This window comes from Sphingobium sp. WTD-1 (genome assembly GCF_030128825.1).
Classification (GTDB): Bacteria; Pseudomonadota; Alphaproteobacteria; order Sphingomonadales; family Sphingomonadaceae; genus Sphingobium.
In genome coordinates this window covers 1,749,256-1,765,949 of the sequence record NZ_CP119127.1, presented here as the reverse complement: position 1 = coordinate 1,765,949, position 16,694 = coordinate 1,749,256, and the positions used below count along the sequence as shown (strand labels likewise).

Here is a 16,694-nt window from a genome sequence, read left to right as displayed (position 1 = left end):
TTGCATTTGCGCAACATGCTTCTCGCAAATGCGTGTCAACATAATTGCGAACGAATATCAATATCGCTATGGGCGCCCCATAACCGAGTCACGGGGGATCCCATATGAAGAAGTTCATCGCATTGAGCGGCGCGGCCCTGATCGCGCTGTGCCATGGCACCGCCTGGTCGGCAGAGGCGGCCGCTGCGGACGCCCCCCGCACCGACGAAGACAGCATCGTCGTCACCGCCGCGACCACCGGGTCGAAGACCGACACCGCGCTGGTCGAACTGCCCCAGCCGATCAAGGTCATCACGTCCGAACAATATCTGTCGCAGGGTGCGATCAGCATCAGCGATACGGTGAAATATGCCGCCGGCGTGCTGGCCAATCCCTATGGTCGCGATACCCGCGTCGACGGTTTCAACGTGCGTGGCCTGGACGCGCTGCAGTTCCGCGACGGCATGCGCGACATCTTCAGCTATTATGCGTCGATCACGTCGGACCCCTATAATTTCTCGCGCGTGGAAATCCTGCGCGGCCCGGCATCGGTGCTGTTCGGCCAGGGGTCGATCGGCGGCCTGGTCAACCTGGTCAGCAAGACGCCCGATTTCACCACGCGCGGCGAACTCAACCTGGTCTATGGCAGCTATGACCGCAAGGAAGCGATGGGCGACGTCAATGTCGCGCTGGCCGACAATCTGGCGGTGCGTTTCGTCGGCCGCGTCCGCGACGCCGACACCTATGTCGACCATGTCCCCGACGACCGCGTCATGTTCGCGCCCTCGATCCGCTGGCAGCCGACCCCGGATACCGACATCGTGCTGACCGGCCTCTATCAGGAGGATGATACCGGCTCCACGTCGCAGTTCCTGCCGATCGTCGGCACCTTCATGCCCAACAATGTCGCGGGCGAGCAGCTGGATCGCTACACCTTCGTCGGCAAGGCCGGCTGGGATCGCTATGATGGCCGGTCTCTGCAGGGTGGCGGCTCCATCACCCACCGCTTCTCCGACAATGTGAAGCTCAGCCTCAAGGCGCGCTATATCGACAGCGACCTCGAATATAACACCCACTATGCCGACAGCTATACCAACCCACAGGATCCCTTCTCGGTCTATGGCACTGACGGGCGCACCATCGCGCTGACGGCCGACGCCAGCGACGCGCGGATGAACGTCTTTTCGACCGACAACAACGTCCAGTTCAATTTCAACACCGGCGCCAATATCGAGCACAAGCTGCTGGTCGGCATCGACTATAGCTGGAACAAGGTGTCCAAGCGTTATGCCGGCGGCTATGAACTGGTCGACCTTTACGACATCGATTATGATGCGCTGGCGACCTATGATCCGACCGGTCCGTTCACCAGCGACAGCCAGAAGCAGCTGGGCGTCTATGTCCAGGACCAGATCCGCTTCTATGACCGGGTATCGGTCGTGCTGGGCGCCCGCCGCGACCGCGTCACCGGCTCTTCGGGCCAGAAGGACAATGCCACCACCTTCCGCGCCGGCATCATCGGCGAAATCGGCGCCGGCATCTCGCCCTTCTTCAGCTACACCGAGAGCTTCCTGCCGGTCGCCGGCCGGATCGACAATGGCGATGGCAGCTATGGCGATGCCTACAAGCCGCAGACCGGCACCCAATATGAAGCCGGCGTGAAGTGGCAGCCCGCCCCCAGCACCCTGGTCACTGCCACCGTGTTCAAGATCAAGGAGCGCAACCGCGTCCTCTATCTCGCGGCGGGCGGCACCGAACAGTCGGGCGTGCTCAACACCAAGGGCTTCGAGATCGAGGCGAGCCACACCCTGCCCGGCAATTTCGAACTGCTGGCCAATTATGGCTATTCGAAGCTGAAGTCGGAAACCAACACCAGCCTCGACTATATGCCGCGCCACACCGCGTCACTCTGGTCCACCAAGACCTTCGGCCTGTCCGACGAGGCGCAGCTGCGCCTGGGCGGCGGCGTCGTCTATAGCGGCAAGAGCGTGTCGACCAGCGCAATCTGGTCGATCGTCACGCCGTCGCGCACCACCGTCGACGCGCTGGCGGAAATCACCTGGCAGGACTGGCGCTTTGCGCTCAACGCGACCAACCTGCTCAACAAGAAATATTACGCGTCCTGCCTGGCGCGTGGCGACTGCTTCATGGGCGCGCCGCGCAACGTCATGGGCACGGTCGGCTTCCGTTTCTGAGGAGAGAGACTATGCTGAAATGGACTAGTGCGCTGCTGGCGATCGCCTGTCTGCCCGCGATGGCGCAGGCGCATGAAGTGTGGGTCGAGCGTGACGGTGCCGGCCCGGCGCGCATCTATCTGGGCGAACCGGGCGATCCGCTGCCCGAGGGTGGAGACCCCGAGTTCGAGAAGCTGAAGGCGCCCAAGCTGGTGCCCGCCTCCTCCACGCCGCAGGTGCGCAAGGCCGGCTATATCGAGGTCGCCGTGCCCGCCGGCGACGTGCGCGTGATCGACGACAGCGTGTTCGATCCCTGGGGCGAAGAAGGCAAGAAGGAAGGCGTGATCTATTATGCGCGTGCCGGCCGCAGCGAGGCCAAGGCCGGGATGCCGCTGGAAATCGTGCCGACTGCGCCAGGCGCCAGCAGCTTCACGCTGGTCCGCGACGGCAAGCCGCTTGCCGGGGTCAAGGTGACCGCGATTTCGCCCGACAAATGGTCGAAGGGCTTCGTCACCGACGCCCAGGGCCGCGTGGCCCTGCCGATCAAGGAAAAGGGCCGCTACATCCTGACCGCGACGCAGGAGGAAAAGGGCGACCTCAGCCTGCGTGGGGCCAAGGTGGCGACGCTCTACAACATCGCCACGCTGACCTTCGTCAATAACTGACACCGGGACGGCGCGGGCCATCGCCCCGCGCCGCCGCCTCATGCGGCAAGAGCCGCCAGATCGGCGTCCAGCGCGTCGAGCGCCGCATCCGTGAACTGCGACGGGGCGAAGGGCTGGATCGCTCGCAGCGTCATGCCCCTTGCCATCGCAATGCGCTGGTCATCCGCCACGCCGGGAAAATAGCGGTCGAGCAGCCTGCGCGCCTGCGGATCGGCCAGCAGCACGCCGATCTTCGTGCGAGCGGTCGACAGCATTTCATCCTGTGGTTCCGCCTGCGCTTGCGGCTTTTGCCCTGCAACGGGGAAGCGGTCCACTTCACCCCGATCGGCCAATGCGGCGGCCGATGGCGTCAGTATCAGGTGCAGGTCGTCCAGTCCGCGAATGATGAAGCTCGGCTCGAAATGCAGGTCGCGGGCACCGGGCGGGCCATGGCGGGCCGGGTCGAGTTCGATCGCGCTGCTATGCTCCAGAAATTTCTCCAGGATGATCCGCACCTCGACACGGGCGAGCGGCGCGCCGGCGCAGACATGCTTGCCCCGGCCGAAGGCGACATGCTCGCGAATGCGGGGACGATCCAGTTTCAGTTCCGCAGGCGCGTCCCAGCGCGCAGGATCGCGATTGGCCGCCGCCAGCGCCAGCAATATGCAGGTGCCCGCCGGCACCGCCCGATCGCCGATCCGGGTATCGCGCCGCGCGACCCGCGCTGTCTGCTTGCTCGATCCCTCGATCCGTAGCACTTCCTCGATCAAGGCCGGGATCAGCGCCGGGTCGGCACGGAGCTGGTCCTGAAGCCCCGGCTGATCGACAATATGGCGCATGGCGTTGCCCAGCAACTTGGCGCTGGTGTCCTGCCCGGCGCCGAACAGGAAGGTGGCGAGGTTGACGATCTCCGCCACGCTGGGCGTCGTCCCGTCGGCATATTTGGCCAGCGCCAGTTCGGTCAATATATCCTCGCGCGGATGACGCCGCCGATCCTCGACATAGGCGGCGAAATAGGAACCCATGACGATCAGCGGATGCCCTTCCCCCGCATAGTCATTGTCCGCCGCGTCCAGGCTGCCGGGCGGCGGCGCAGCATCGATCACGTCCATGAAGCGCTGGCGATCCTCCTCCGGCACCCCCAGCAGGTCGGCGATCACCAGCGTGACGAAGGGGGTGGCGATGTCCCGGATCAGTTCGGTGCGGCCCTGCGCCACCGCCTGGCGCACCAGATGGTCCGAATAGTCCGATATGAAACGCTCATTCGCCTTCAAGCGGGACGGGGTAAACAGCCGGTTGACCAGCCCGCGCAACAGGGTGTGGGGCATGTCATCCAGCCCGATCAGCATCGTGCCGCCGGGAAAATCGGGCCGATGCGCTTCAAGCTGCGCGCTGATGTCGCTGCCTTGCGGGACAAAGGGCAAGGGCGCCGCGGCCCCCTGCAGCGCGTTGACGGCGGAAAAATCCTGGGCGTTGGCGAGGACTTCGAGCGTTTCCTCAAAGCCCGTGACGATCAGATAGTCGCGCCCCGGCGGCTGATGGACCGGGCCATGTGCCCTGACCGCCTCGAAAAAGGCATAGGGATCCTGCAATATGCCGCGATCGGTAAAATAGTCGCGCGCCTCCAGTGCCACCATCATCTCTCTCCCATGCTGCCGTCACGCGCGCAGGAGCGATCGCGCAACCACATATGATACACAGTAGATCATATGTGGTTGCCGTCAAGTCGACGATGTCAGGCTGCCACGCCCTTGAGGAAGCGGATCATGGAGGAGAAATCCTTGCCCCCGGCACCCGTGTTGACCAGCGCCTGGTAGAGCGATTCCGCCGCCGCGCCCATCGGCACGCTGGCGTCGACGCCATGGGCGGCCTCCACCGCGAGCTTCAGATCCTTGAGCATCAACGCATTGGCGAAGCCGCCTTCATAGTCGCGGTCGGCCGGCGTTTCCGGGCCGACGCCGGGCACCGGGCAATAGCTGGTCATCGACCAGCTCTGCCCCGACGCCTTGGACGAGATGTTGAAGAAGGTCTGGAGATCGAGACCCAGTTTTTCGGCGAGAGCAAAAGCCTCGCAGGTGGCGACCATGGTGGCGCCCAGCAGCATGTTGTTGACGATCTTCGCCGCCTGCCCCGCACCCGCCGCACCGGCATGGATCACCGCCTTGCCCATCGCCTGCAAGATCGGCTCGGCGCGGGCAAAGGCGGCATCCTCACCACCAACCATGAAGGTAAGCGTGCCAGCATTGGCTGCGGCAATGCCGCCCGACACCGGCGCATCGACCATGGCAAGGCCGCGCTCGGCCGCCTGTTCGATGACGGCGCGGGCCGAAGCGACATCGATGGTCGAACAGTCGATCAGCAGCGTGTCCGGCCCGACCGCGCCCAGCAATTGCTCGCCATAGACCGCGCGGACATGCTTGCCGGCGGGCAACATGGTGACAACGATGCTGACTCCTTGAACCGCTTCCGCGGCAGACGCGGCGCGGGTGCAACCGGCTACTTCGGCGCGGGTCAGCGCAGCTTCGGACAGGTCGAAGGCGGTGACAGCATGGCCCGCCTTCACCAGATTGGCGGCCATGCCGCCGCCCATATTGCCCAGGCCGATGAAGCCAATGCTGCTCATGTCCGTCCTCTCCTTTTATTATGTCAAAGCCCGTTTGAAAAATGCGCGGAAGAGCGCATTTCCAAATACACTCTCAGACCTCGACCGCCGCCTGGGGCAACGGGGTCCAGCGCTCGCCTTCCGGCAGGGGCGCGAAGATCGCGTCGACCAGCTGGTCGGTGACCGCCTCCACCGTTGGTGGGTTCCAACGCGGCTGGTTGTCCTTGTCGACGATCAGCGCGCGCACCCCTTCGACAATGTCCGGCCGCGCGATGATGCGGCAGGCAAGATCATATTCCATCGCCATATTGTCGACGAAGCGGGTCAGGCGGCTGGCCTGCGCCAGTTGCCGCAGCGCGACCTTCATCGTCTGGGGCGATTTGGTGTCGAGCGCAGCGATCTGCGCCAGCGCCCAGTCCGATCCGTCGGCGCGCAGCGCGGCATAGATATCCTCCAGCCGGTCGCTGGCGAACAGCCGGTCGATATCCGGCAGGCGGGCGGCGAAATGGCTATCGGGCGGGGTGGCGGCGAAGCGCGCCAGCACCACGCCGATATCGGTCGGGTCGGCAATGATCGCGGCCTTCGCCTCCTCCAGCCGGTCGCTCGGCAGATAGTCGGTGGCAAGGCCGAGCGCGATCGCGTCCGCCCCGTCGATCCGCGCGCCCGTGACGGCAAGATAGCGTCCCGATCGGCCCGGCAGGCGGGAAAGATACCAGCCGCCGCCGACATCGGGGAACAGGCCAATGCCGGTTTCCGGCATGGCATAGACGGTGCGTTCGGTCGCGACGCGATGGCGCGCCGGCTGGGCGATGCCGACGCCGCCGCCCATGGTGATGCCGTCCATGAAGGCGATCACCGGCTTCCCATAGGTGAAGAGCAGATGGTTGAGGCGATATTCGGTCGCGAAGAAATCGCGCGCCGCCAGATTGTCACCGGCCGCGCTCTCCGCGATCAGGCGGATGTCGCCGCCGGCGCAGAAGCCGCGCCCTTCGGCATGATCGATCATCACCGCACGGATCGCCGGATCATCCTGCCAGGCGAGCAGCGCGTCGGTCATGGTCGCGCACATGGCGCGGGTCAGCGCATGGATCGCCTTGGGCCGGTTCAACCGCAGGCGGCCGACGCCGCCTTCCACCGCAATCAGCACATCGTCGGTCATGGTCATCCCCTTCAGGCCTTGAGCAGTTCGCGGGCGGTGATCATGCGCATGATCTCGTTCGTGCCCTCCAGGATGCGGTGGACCCGCAGGTCGCGCCAGATGCGCTCGACCGGATAGTCCATCAGATAGCCATAGCCGCCATGCAGTTGCAGCGCGCGGTCGGCCACGGCCGAACCGGTGTCGGTCGCAAAGCGCTTGGCCATGGCGGCGAACTTGGTCTTGTCGGGCGCGCCCTCGCTCACCTTGGCGGCGGCGAGATAGAGCAGCGCGCGAGCGGCCTGAAGCTCCGTCTCCATATCGGCCAGGGTGAATTGGGTATTCTGGAAATCGGCGATGGCGCGGTCGAACTGGCGCCGCTCGCGGGTATAGCCGACCGCCTCGTCCAGCGCACGCTGGGCACCGCCGAGCGAGCAGGCACCGATGTTGAGCCGCCCCCCATCGAGCCCGGCCATGGCGATGGCAAAGCCCTGCCCTTCCGCGCCGACACGATTGCCGACCGGCACACGCACGGCGTCGAAATTGACCTGGGCAGTGGGCTGCGAATGCCAGCCTAGCTTGCGCTCCTGCGCGCCGAAGCTGACGCCTTCCATGTCCTTTTCGATCACCAGGCAGCTGATGCCCTTGGGGCCATCCTCGCCGGTGCGGACCATCACGACATAGATGTCATTTTCGCCGCCGCCCGAAATGAACGCCTTGGAACCGGTGACGACATAATGGTCGCCATCCCGCACCGCGCGGGTGCGCAGCGACGCCGCATCGGAACCGGCGGACGGTTCGGTGAGGCAATAGGAGGCGATCGTCTCGCAGGTGACGAGCGACGGGAGATAGCGCTGCTTCACCGCCTCGTCGCCGAAGCGGTCGATCATCCAGGCGGCCATATTGTGGATCGAGATGAAGGCCGATGTGGAGGGACAGCCATAGGCCATGGCTTCTATGATGAGCGCGGATTCAAGCCGGCCAAGACCGATGCCGCCGCTCTCTTCCGACACATAGATGGCGCCGAAGCCCAGTTCGGCGGCCTGGCGGATGGTGTCGCGGGGAAAATGATGATCTTCGTCCCACTTGGCCGCGTGGGGCGTGATCGCATCGGCGGTGAAGCGCTGCGCCAGTTCCTGCACGGCGCGCTGCTCGTCGGTGAGGTCGAACTGGGTCATGGGACGGTCTTTTCCTTATTGGCGTCATGCCGGACTTGATCCGGCATCCATTCGCTCTTCATACTGGCATCATGCCCAACCAGCCATGCGTCTATATCCTTGCGAGCGGACGACATGGCACCTTGTATGTCGGTGTCACCGGCCATCTGATAGAACGAATCCATCAACATCGTTCCGGCGTTATCGATGGATTTTCCAGACAATATGGCGTCAACAGGCTGGTCTGGTTCGAACATCAGCTCGACTTTCCAACAGCCATCGCGCTTGAGAAGAAGCTCAAGAAATGGCGACGGGAGTGGAAGGTGCGGCTCATCGAACAGGATAATCCTTTCTGGGAGGATCGGGCGCTATCTCTCGGCCTGCCGCCCTTGCCTCCAAAGTAGAGGCAATGGATGCCGGAACAAGTCCGGCATGACGGCAGCAGAGGAGGCGCGCGCCTTCACCCCATGGTCGGGATGACGAAGGCGCTATCGCCGGTGGCGCCGCCGTCGGGCCAGCGCTGGGTGACGGTCTTCACTTTCGTGAAGAACTTAACGCCTTCCATGCCGTGCTGGTTGGTGTCGCCAAAGGCGCTGCGCTTCCAGCCGCCGAACGTATGATAGGCGACCGGCACCGGGATCGGCACATTGATGCCGACCATGCCGACATTGACCCGCGCGGCAAATTCGCGCGCGGCATGGCCGTTGCGGGTGAAGATGGCGACGCCATTGCCATATTGATGGTCGCTCGGCAGGCGCAGCGCATCCTCGAAGCTGTCGGCGCGCACCATCTGGAGCACCGGGCCGAAAATCTCCTCCTGATAGCTGCGCATCTGCGGCGTCACCCGGTCGAACAAAGTCGGGCCGACGAAGAAGCCCTGTTCATGGCCCTGCAGCGTGAAGCCGCGGCCGTCGACCACCAGTTCGGCGCCCTCATCGACACCCATCTGGATATAGGATTCAATCTTCGCCTTGTGCGCGGCGGTGACGACCGGGCCATAATGGGCGTCGGCATCGGTCGAGACGCCGACCCGCAGCGCGTCAATCGCCGGGATCAGCTTCTCGCGCAGGGCGATCGCCGTCGCCTCGCCCACCGGCACCACCACCGGCAGCGCCATGCAGCGCTCGCCCGCCGAACCGAAGGCCGCGCCGGCCAGGTCATTCACCACCTGGTCGAGATCGGCGTCCGGCATGACGATGCCATGATTCTTGGCGCCGCCCATCGCCTGGACGCGCTTGCCCGCCTCGACGCCACGGCGATAGACATAATGAGCGATGTCGGAGGAGCCGACGAAGCTGACCGCCCTGATCTCGGGATGATCCAGGATCGCGTCGACCATTTCCTTGTCACCATGGACGACCTGCAACACGCCGTCGGGCAGGCCGGCCTCACGCATCAGTTCAGCGAGGCGCACGGGGACGCTGGGGTCGCGCTCGCTGGGCTTGAGGATGAAGGCGTTGCCACAGGCGATGGCGACGCCGAACATCCACATCGGGATCATCGCCGGGAAGTTGAACGGGGTGATGCCGGCGACCACGCCGAGCGGCTGGCGCATCGAATAGACGTCGATGCCGGGGCCGGCGCCCTGGGTATATTCGCCCTTGAGCACATGAGGGATGCCGCAGGCGAATTCGATCACCTCCAGCCCGCGCTGGATATCGCCCTTTGAATCGGCAATCACCTTGCCATGTTCGGAACTGAGCAGATGGGCGAGTTCGTCCATATTCTGTTCGACCAGCGTCTTGAAAGCGAACATGACGCGGGCGCGGCGCTGCGGGTTGGTCGCAGCCCAGGCCGGCTGGGCGGCAAGTGCGGCGGCCATGGCAGCGTCCAAGTCGGCCTGGGTGCCGAGGCGCAGCTGCGCCTGCACGGTCCCGCCATTGGGATCGAAGACGTCGCTGGTGCGGCCGCCGTCACCTGCCCAATGACCACTGATGACATGATCGATGATACGCATGCTTCATCCTCTCCAATATGCTTTGGAGCGCGCTGCGATCACCCTGACGCAAGTCGCGCGCGCCAACTTCTTTTGTCGCATCGTTTGAAGCGGAAAACCGGTTCCCACTCTTCCGCACGATGCTTTCACCCCGCCTTGCAGCATATCAGAAATGCAGGCAAGCTGACGGATATGCATATTCATCCTGCAAAAATGCCGCACCCATGAATTGGGACGATCTGCGCCTGTTCCTAGCGGTGGCACGTACCGAGCGGCTGAGCGCGGCGGCGGCGATGACGAAGATGGACCCCACCACCATCTCGCGGCGGATCAAGCGGCTGGAGCAGGCGCTGGAGCAACGATTGTTCGAGCATACGCCGGCCGGCCATGTGCTGACCGACCATGGCACCCGTCTGCTGGAACAGGCCGAGCGGATGGAGGCGGCGGCGCTGGGGGTGCAGCGGAGCGGCAGCGCGGCCGGCGCACAAATGGCCGGGACGATCCGCCTGAGCGCGTCGGAAGGCTTTGGCAGCCGGGTGATCGCACCGCATCTGCGCAGCTTCACCGCCGACCATCCCCGGATCGAGATCGACCTGGTGGCGTCGAGCGGCTTCCTCAACCCCTCCCGGCGCGAGGCGGATATTGCGGTGATGCTGGCCCGGCCCAAGACCGGCCCGCTGATCACCCGCAAGCTGACCGACTATCATCTCGGCCTCTATGCAACGCCCGCCTATCTGGAGAGCGCGCCGCCGTTGAAGGCCAAGGGCGACCTGCTGCGTCATGTGCTGGTCGGCTATGTTCCCGACCAGATCTACGCGCCCGAACTGCGCTATCTGGCGGAAGTCGATGCCCGGCTGGAACCGGCGATCCGGTCGAGCAGCATCAATGCCCAGGCGGAAATCATCGCCAGCGGCGCGGGATGCGGCATATTGCCCTGCTTCATCGGCGACGCCATGGCGGGGCTGGTCCGCGTGCTGCCCGAAGCGGTCGATATCCAGCGCAGCTTCTGGCTGGTGGTGCCCCGCGACCTGCGCGGCATTGCCCGGATCGACCAGTTTGTCGGCTGGCTGGTGGCGACCAGCGAGCGGTTGCGGCCGATGATGCTGGGCGTGGGTTAGGACGGCGGGATCGCCGTGCGGCCGATCCGGGACCGCTCGAACCCCCAGAGCAGGGCGCTGGCGATCAGCCAGCCGATGAGCCAGGGCCAGGACGGGCCGGGAACGGCGCGCGCGGCAGCAACGGAATCCGTCTTCTGATCGGCGCCTTGCAGCAGGGTCATGGCCTGACGCATCTGCGCGGTACGCAGGGCCGGCAAGGCGTTGGCGGGATAGATATAGACAGTCGCCGCCGAGCCATCCGTCCGGCGCAACTGATGCCAGCCCGCCCGATCGGGCCACCAGGCAGCGCAATCGCCGGTCGCGGGATCGATCGCCAAGGGCGCGCCATCGATACGGGCGCCCGGCTTCAGGCCGCACAGGCTGATCCGCTCGCCCACCCAGGCCGGGTCGGTGAAGGCGGGAACAGACCCCGGTGCCGGGCGCACGACGGCGGTCATCATCCGCCCCCACCAGTCGCCATAAAGATCGCCCCGGCCGCTCAGCACCAGGCCGAAGCTGTCGAGGCCGGTCCAGACTGCGACCCGGCCCGCGCCGAGCGCGCGCCAGGCGGCGAGCGGCGTGCCGGCAGCATCCTGCACCAGCGGTACCACGTCGCCGCCGGCCGGAATGCCATCCATGCGGATCGCTTCGGGCAGAAGGTCATCGCCGATATTGAGGTCAGCGGGGATATCGGCGCTGCCGATGCCGGTACGGGTGCGGGCGCGATCGGCGGCCAGCGGCTCCGGCAGGGCGATCGGCGCGACGCCATTGCCGCCGGACAGATCGAAACCGAGCGCGCGCCACTGGCCGCGCAGCGCGCCGTCGGCCGGGCCGCTGCCGCGCAGCAACAGGCCCATGCCGCCCCGTACTGCCTCCAGCACCGCGCCGCGTCCGCCACCCAGGCCGGACCAGGCGCGATCGTCGGCGACCAGCAGGTCATAGCGGCGCAGGCTGGCGGCGTTGATCGCCACCGGTGCGTCGCCCAGCGCAACCCCGCCGCCCGCGCTCATGTTGACGGTGACGGCATAGCCGGCGTCGGTCGCCCAGCGGCGCAGATATTTGACCTCCGGCCCCGGCGCCCCGGCCAGGATCAGCAGGCGCGGCGCGGCATCACCCTCGACCAGCAGCGGCACGACCGCCTGCTCGACCAGCCCGCCATCGGCGCGGCGCAGGCGCAAGGTGAATTCGGCGGTGCCGGCGGCGCGCGCGGTGCCGGTCAGGCTGAAACGCCCATCACCATCCACAGGGGCGGCGTCGGTGACGCGCCCGGCGGGATCGAGCAGTTCGACCTGTGCCTTGCGCAGGCCGGCCACCTGCCCGCCGACGGCGAAGGTTGCGCCCGGCGCGATCCGTTCGGGCTTGGCCAGGGCGATCAGGCCAGGACGGGCCGGTGGCGGCGTGTAATCGATCGCCAGCCCCCGTGCGACTTCGCGGTCGCGGGCGACGAGCCCCTGCCCCAGGATGACGAGGCGGCGCGTGTCGGGATAGCGGCGCAATGCGGTCGCCAGATCCGGCATCGCCTGCGCGCCCGCTATGTCCGGCGCTTCGGGCAGGGCGACCAGATGCGCGCCCTTGCCGGCCGCAGCGAAGCGCGAACTGCCCTGGGTCGCGACGGTCAGGGCGCCGCCTGCCAACGGTAGCGCGGGCGGGAACAGGCCGAAATAGAGGAGCAGCGCGACAACCGGCTGGAGCATCATTAGGGCAGCGAAGCGCCATACGCGCGCGCCCAGATCGGCGGCCGAACGCTGCCACAGCAGCAGCCTAGCCCAGCCGACCAGCACGGCGACGCCGAGGAGCAGCGTGGTGATGGCTTGCGCATTCATGGCCGTCGCCCGATCGCGCCGAGATAGCCGGCGCCGGCAGCGTCGGCCGGGCGCCGCCGCGCCACGCCGCCCTGCGGCCGCTCCATCGCCATCCACAATTGCGCGCGCAGCTTGTCGCGACAGGCGGCGCAGGCCGGATCGCGCCGCGCGGCGTCGATCGCGCCGCTCAATGCCAGCGGATCGGGCAGGCGCGTGGCGTTGGCCCGCGCCCAGCCCTCCAGCGCATCGAGCGCCACCGATCCCTGCGCCAGCCCGCGCCAGGCGGCGGCGGCCGGGCCATCATCACCCTCGACCGCAACCAGCGGCTCGAAATGGCCGGCTATCCCCTCGCGCTTGCCGGTCATGCGGCGGGCGGGGTCGATCGGCGGCAGTTCCGGGCCGACGCGCGACAGGAAGATGCGGGTCGCCTGCTGCACGTCCTTGATGAAGCGCAGCGCCTTGTAGGCGAAGGGCAAGGCCAAGTCCGGTCGGCCCTGCTTCAACTGCATTTCCGACTGCCACATCTCATCCACCGCCTGTTTCAGGATCGCGCGGGTTTCCGGGTCCAGGCTGGAGGCGGGCGATTCATCGTGCGGATGGCCGAATTCGGCGAGCACATCCTCCTTCTCGCCAAAGACATTGGGTGTCGCGACCGGCGGGCCGTGATCATGGCCGTCGCCCTCGCCATGGCCATCCGCATCGGCGGTCGGCAGGCTGGGTTCGCCTTCGCTCTCGCCGCCCAGGAACTGGCTGTAGCGGCCGCGCAGGATTTTCTGGTCGTTGCCGATACCGTTGGATTGCGACAGATATTTGTCGGCCGACAGGCTGCGTTTGCGCTTCAGCAGCGCCTCGGCATCGATGATGATCTGGCGCTGGCTGCGGAAATAGGCCGGCAAAGTGGTGTTGACCATACCCTGCAGGCCGCCGCTTTCGGGTGCCTTGGCCGCGGGCCAGCGCAGGATGACGCTGGGGCCGCGCACTTCCTGCGGCGACGGCGCGCGATTGTCGCGCACGATGATCTGCACCACCATGTCGCCGCCGGCCGAAAAGCCAAGCGCACCGAAATCGAGGCGCGGGGCAAAGCGCCGGTCGCGCGCCGGGCCGGTGCCGGACACCGCGATCTCGCGCTCGGTGAAGCGGATATTCTCGCCCCCGCCGATCGCCAAAGTGATGCGCAGCCGGGCGGTGGCAGCGATGCCATAATCGTCGGTCGCAGCGAAGACCGGAGTCCAGCTGCGCTGTCCGGGCGTCACCATGTTGAGGCTGGCGGCGGGCGCAATCAGCTTCACCTGCGGCGGCGCATCGGCGACGCCGTCGATCCGGTGCAGCGGTGGCAGCGGACCGCGTCCCGACGCCGGGTCGACGCGATAGAGGAAAGAGGCGTCGAGCGTGCGGCTGGCGATCCAGTGATCGCCATCGCGGCGCAGCGCCACGCCCGCCCCGCCCAGCGGCAGCAGCGCCGGCGCATTTGCCTGCGGGTCGAAGCGGAAGGTCCATTCGAGGCGCGATCCGAGCGGCGCGCGGGCGTCGAGCTTGGCCTCGTCGCGCAGCGGCAGGCCGGTATAAGCGGGCGGGATGATACGCAGATTTTGGGCGACAAGGCGTGGGATGCCAGGCTTTGCGGCGATGCCTTCGGCAGCAGGGGCCAGAACGACCGGTTTATCGCTGCTACGAGGCCAGAGCAGCAGGGTGGCGATGCCGAGCAAGGCAATGATCCAGAGGATAGGGATCGCGCGGCGCGACCAGTCCGGCGCCAATTCCTCCGGCATGCCCTGCCCGAGCCGCTGGTCGAGCCGGGCGCATTGCAGCCGCTGCAACGGCCCCAGCGCCTGCGGATCGGCGAAGAGCAGCGCGCTGCTATCCTCCAGATCGGCGCGGCTGGCATCGAGGCGGCGGACCAGCCAAGCCTGATCGAAGCGCTGGGCGCGGCGGATGCTGAGGGCGCCAAGCAGGCCAGCGCCGAGCAGCAGCAGGATTGCGGCGGGCACCAGTCCGGCCAAGCGCCAGACCAGCGCACTTGCCAGCAGAAGGATCGGCAGGCCGAGCAGCAACGTGTCGAGGCGCACGCGCCGACGGCTGGGCGTTAGCCAGGTCGAGAGTAGGGCGTCGGCGCTCATGGCGCGATCGCCCGTTTGCGGCTGGTGGCGAACCAGCGTTCGACCAGCAGCAGCGCCGCGATCAGCAGCGCCACCCAGGGGCGCAAGTCGGCCGGCGGTTGCGAATAGCCGCGTCCGCCGGTGAGTGGCGCATAGGCGGCGGCATCGGCACGCTGCGGCGCCATGCTGGGCGGCTGGATCAGCGCGCGCAGGCGGGCGGGGAAATCGGCCTCCAGCAATTGCGGCATCTGCGCGGGCTGCAACGGGCGGCTGAAACGGAGCAGCCGGCCCTTGCCAATCGGCACCGCCTCCACCAACGGCCGGGCAAGATCATCCTGCCACAAGGGCGCGGGCGTCGCGCCCTGGGGCAGCAGCGCATCGGAGGCGACGATCGCCTGCCCGCCCTGCGCGATCCAGCGTCGCAGCGCTTCGGGCAAGCTGCCTCCGCTCATCCAGAACAAGATCTTGTCCGAGAGCGGCAGTGGCGCGTTGAGCGGGCCGCTGTCGACGTCGGCCGGCTTGCCCGCCGGCTGCCAGGCAAGCGCGGCGGCAAAGAGGTAGCGCAGTCCGGCGGCATGGCCCGCATCGGCGCGGATGGCGATCGACGGTAGCTTCACCGGCACCGGCTTGCCCGCCAGCATCGCGCCGGGGACGATGCGCCAGTCGACCTCGCGCGAAAGGCGCGGCCGCTCCGCATCGGCGCCCTGGAGCATCTGCGGCACGATGATAGTGAGCGGCGCGCCCTGCGGCAGGTCCGCGTCCAGCTGACGCACCAGGCTGCCGAGCGGGATGGCGTCGGTCGCGAGCGGCTTGCCCGCTTCGACGCGGGGATAGCCGAGCGCCAGCCAATGTGCCCTGCCATCGGCCAGCACCTTGTCATCCACCGCCGCCGGATCGATGCCGGGCGTCAGCGCGAGATAGGGCTGCTTGCTCGCCGCGCCGAACAGCACCGGATGGGCGATCCACAGCACGACCAGCGCCAACAGGGCGAGGCGCAGGGCGAGCAGCAGCCATTCGTCGAAACGCAGGCGGGACCGCGGCTTGGGTTTCTGCCGCAGCCAGCGCAGCGCGGCGAAATCGGTCGGCAATTGCTCGCTGCGCCGGGCGATATGGATCGCGAGCGGGATCAGCAGCGCCAGCAGGCCGGTCAGCGCGGCGGGGAGCAGCAAGGCGGGCGTCATGAATATTCGGCCGCGTCATGGGCGCCGAACAGGCGGCGCAGCGGCAGGTCGATCGGCTCGTCCAGCACATGGGTCGCGCGGCGGATGCCGACCGCATCGAGCCGCGCATGCAACTCCGCGCGCGCCTGCCCGAAGCGGCGCAGAAATTCGGCGCGCAGCGCGGCGCCGTCACCCAGCAGTTCCTCACCCGTCTCTGGGTCACGAAATCGATAGCCGCCGTCGAACGGGAAATCCCGCTCGCCCACGGTCAACATCTCGATCACCAGAACCTCGCGCCCGGCCGCCGACAGCTTCTCGACCAGATCGATCGCGTCGGGTTCGAAACAGTCGCTGAGCAAAATCACCAGATCATGCGCGCCGATCCGTTCCCAGACCGGTGCCAATTGCGCTTCGGCGGCAAAGCCCCCTTCGGCCCGGAGCGGCAGCATGTCGAGCAAAAGCCGGTCGCGCTGGCGCAGGCCGGTGGCGGGCGGGAGCAACCGCAGCCCGGTGTCGGACAGCGCCATCCAGCCGAAGCGATCGCCCTGCTGCATCGCCAGTTCGGCGATGCTGGCGGCGATCCCCTTGGCCGCGTCGAGCCGGCTATAATCGGGCCGGATCGCATCGGTCTGCGCCATCGAGGCGCTGGCATCCATCAGGATCCAGACTGCGACCGGGCTTTCCCGCTCGGCCTCGCGGACGAAGAATTTGTCCGACCTGGCATAGAGCTTCCAGTCGATCTGGCGCAGTTCGTCGCCCGGCTCATAGGCGCGATATTGCGCGAACTCCAGGCCAGCGCCCCGGCTGTGGCTGTGATGCAAGCCCAGCCCATGCGATCCCACCGCCCGGCGCGTGAGCAGGCGCAGGCTTTTGAGCCGGCTCCGCACGTCTGGGGGGATGAAATCGGCCATG

The 16,694-nt window shown here is 66.9% G+C and carries 13 protein-coding genes; 4 read left to right on the top strand and 9 right to left on the bottom strand.

Annotated features, from left to right (window positions below; all coding sequences use genetic code 11):
• Positions 1–104 precede the first annotated feature (104 nt).
• Both N6H05_RS08780 and N6H05_RS08775 read left to right on the top strand, forming a co-directional pair.
• A complete protein-coding gene (locus N6H05_RS08780; RefSeq protein ID WP_284113513.1) occupies positions 105–2,174 on the top strand; it encodes a TonB-dependent siderophore receptor in 2,070 nt (689 codons plus the stop codon).
• Between the two features lie 11 nt (positions 2,175–2,185).
• Entirely contained in the window at positions 2,186–2,818 is a 633-nt protein-coding gene (locus N6H05_RS08775; RefSeq protein WP_284113512.1) for a DUF4198 domain-containing protein, read from the top strand.
• Positions 2,819–2,856: 38 nt separating this feature from the next.
• On the opposite strand, the gene N6H05_RS08770 is transcribed toward N6H05_RS08775, so the two are convergent.
• The 4 genes from N6H05_RS08770 to N6H05_RS08755 form a co-directional block, all read right to left on the bottom strand.
• Positions 2,857–4,434 (bottom strand): cytochrome P450, encoded by a 1,578-nt coding sequence (locus tag N6H05_RS08770; protein WP_284114194.1) that lies wholly within the window; start codon positions 4,432–4,434, stop codon positions 2,857–2,859.
• Between the two features lie 98 nt (positions 4,435–4,532).
• On the bottom strand, positions 4,533–5,420 hold the full coding sequence (gene mmsB, locus N6H05_RS08765; protein ID WP_284113511.1) for a 3-hydroxyisobutyrate dehydrogenase: 888 nt from the start codon (positions 5,418–5,420) through the stop codon (positions 4,533–4,535).
• Between the two features lie 73 nt (positions 5,421–5,493).
• On the bottom strand, positions 5,494–6,558 hold the full coding sequence (locus N6H05_RS08760; RefSeq protein WP_284113509.1) for an enoyl-CoA hydratase/isomerase family protein: 1,065 nt from the start codon (positions 6,556–6,558) through the stop codon (positions 5,494–5,496).
• An 11-nt stretch (positions 6,559–6,569) separates the two neighbouring features.
• The gene (locus tag N6H05_RS08755) at positions 6,570–7,712 is read right to left on the bottom strand and encodes an acyl-CoA dehydrogenase family protein (RefSeq protein ID WP_284113508.1); all 1,143 of its coding nucleotides are present in this window, start codon (positions 7,710–7,712) and stop codon (positions 6,570–6,572) included.
• A 26-nt stretch (positions 7,713–7,738) separates the two neighbouring features.
• Here N6H05_RS08755 and N6H05_RS08750 point away from each other — a divergent pair, with 26 nt between their 5' ends.
• Entirely contained in the window at positions 7,739–8,095 is a 357-nt protein-coding gene (locus tag N6H05_RS08750; protein ID WP_284113507.1) for a GIY-YIG nuclease family protein, read from the top strand.
• Positions 8,096–8,151: 56 nt separating this feature from the next.
• Here N6H05_RS08750 and N6H05_RS08745 read toward each other — a convergent pair whose 3' ends face one another.
• On the bottom strand, positions 8,152–9,648 hold the full coding sequence (locus tag N6H05_RS08745) for a CoA-acylating methylmalonate-semialdehyde dehydrogenase (RefSeq protein WP_284113506.1): 1,497 nt from the start codon (positions 9,646–9,648) through the stop codon (positions 8,152–8,154).
• A gap of 203 nt (positions 9,649–9,851) precedes the next feature.
• On the opposite strand from N6H05_RS08745, the gene N6H05_RS08740 reads away from it, so the two are divergent.
• Positions 9,852–10,745: a LysR family transcriptional regulator gene (locus N6H05_RS08740; protein ID WP_284113505.1), complete on the top strand. Its 894-nt coding sequence runs from the start codon at positions 9,852–9,854 to the stop codon at positions 10,743–10,745.
• Here the strand turns inward: N6H05_RS08740 and N6H05_RS08735 are convergent.
• The 4 genes from N6H05_RS08735 to N6H05_RS08720 are packed head-to-tail and all read right to left on the bottom strand — an operon-like array spanning position 10,742 to position 16,693.
• A complete protein-coding gene (locus N6H05_RS08735) occupies positions 10,742–12,547 on the bottom strand; it encodes a carboxypeptidase regulatory-like domain-containing protein (RefSeq protein ID WP_284113504.1) in 1,806 nt (601 codons plus the stop codon). The genes N6H05_RS08740 and N6H05_RS08735 overlap by 4 nt on opposite strands.
• Positions 12,544–14,643, bottom strand: coding sequence for a DUF4175 domain-containing protein (locus N6H05_RS08730; protein WP_284113503.1), 2,100 nt, complete (start codon positions 14,641–14,643; stop codon positions 12,544–12,546). Before N6H05_RS08730 ends, N6H05_RS08735 begins: the two co-directional genes overlap by 4 nt.
• Entirely contained in the window at positions 14,640–15,803 is a 1,164-nt protein-coding gene (locus N6H05_RS08725) for a BatA domain-containing protein (RefSeq protein WP_284113502.1), read from the bottom strand. The genes N6H05_RS08730 and N6H05_RS08725 overlap by 4 nt, the downstream gene beginning before the upstream one ends.
• Entirely contained in the window at positions 15,800–16,693 is an 894-nt protein-coding gene (locus tag N6H05_RS08720) for a DUF58 domain-containing protein (RefSeq protein WP_284113501.1), read from the bottom strand. Before N6H05_RS08720 ends, N6H05_RS08725 begins: the two co-directional genes overlap by 4 nt.
• Position 16,694: the final 1 nt, after the last annotated feature.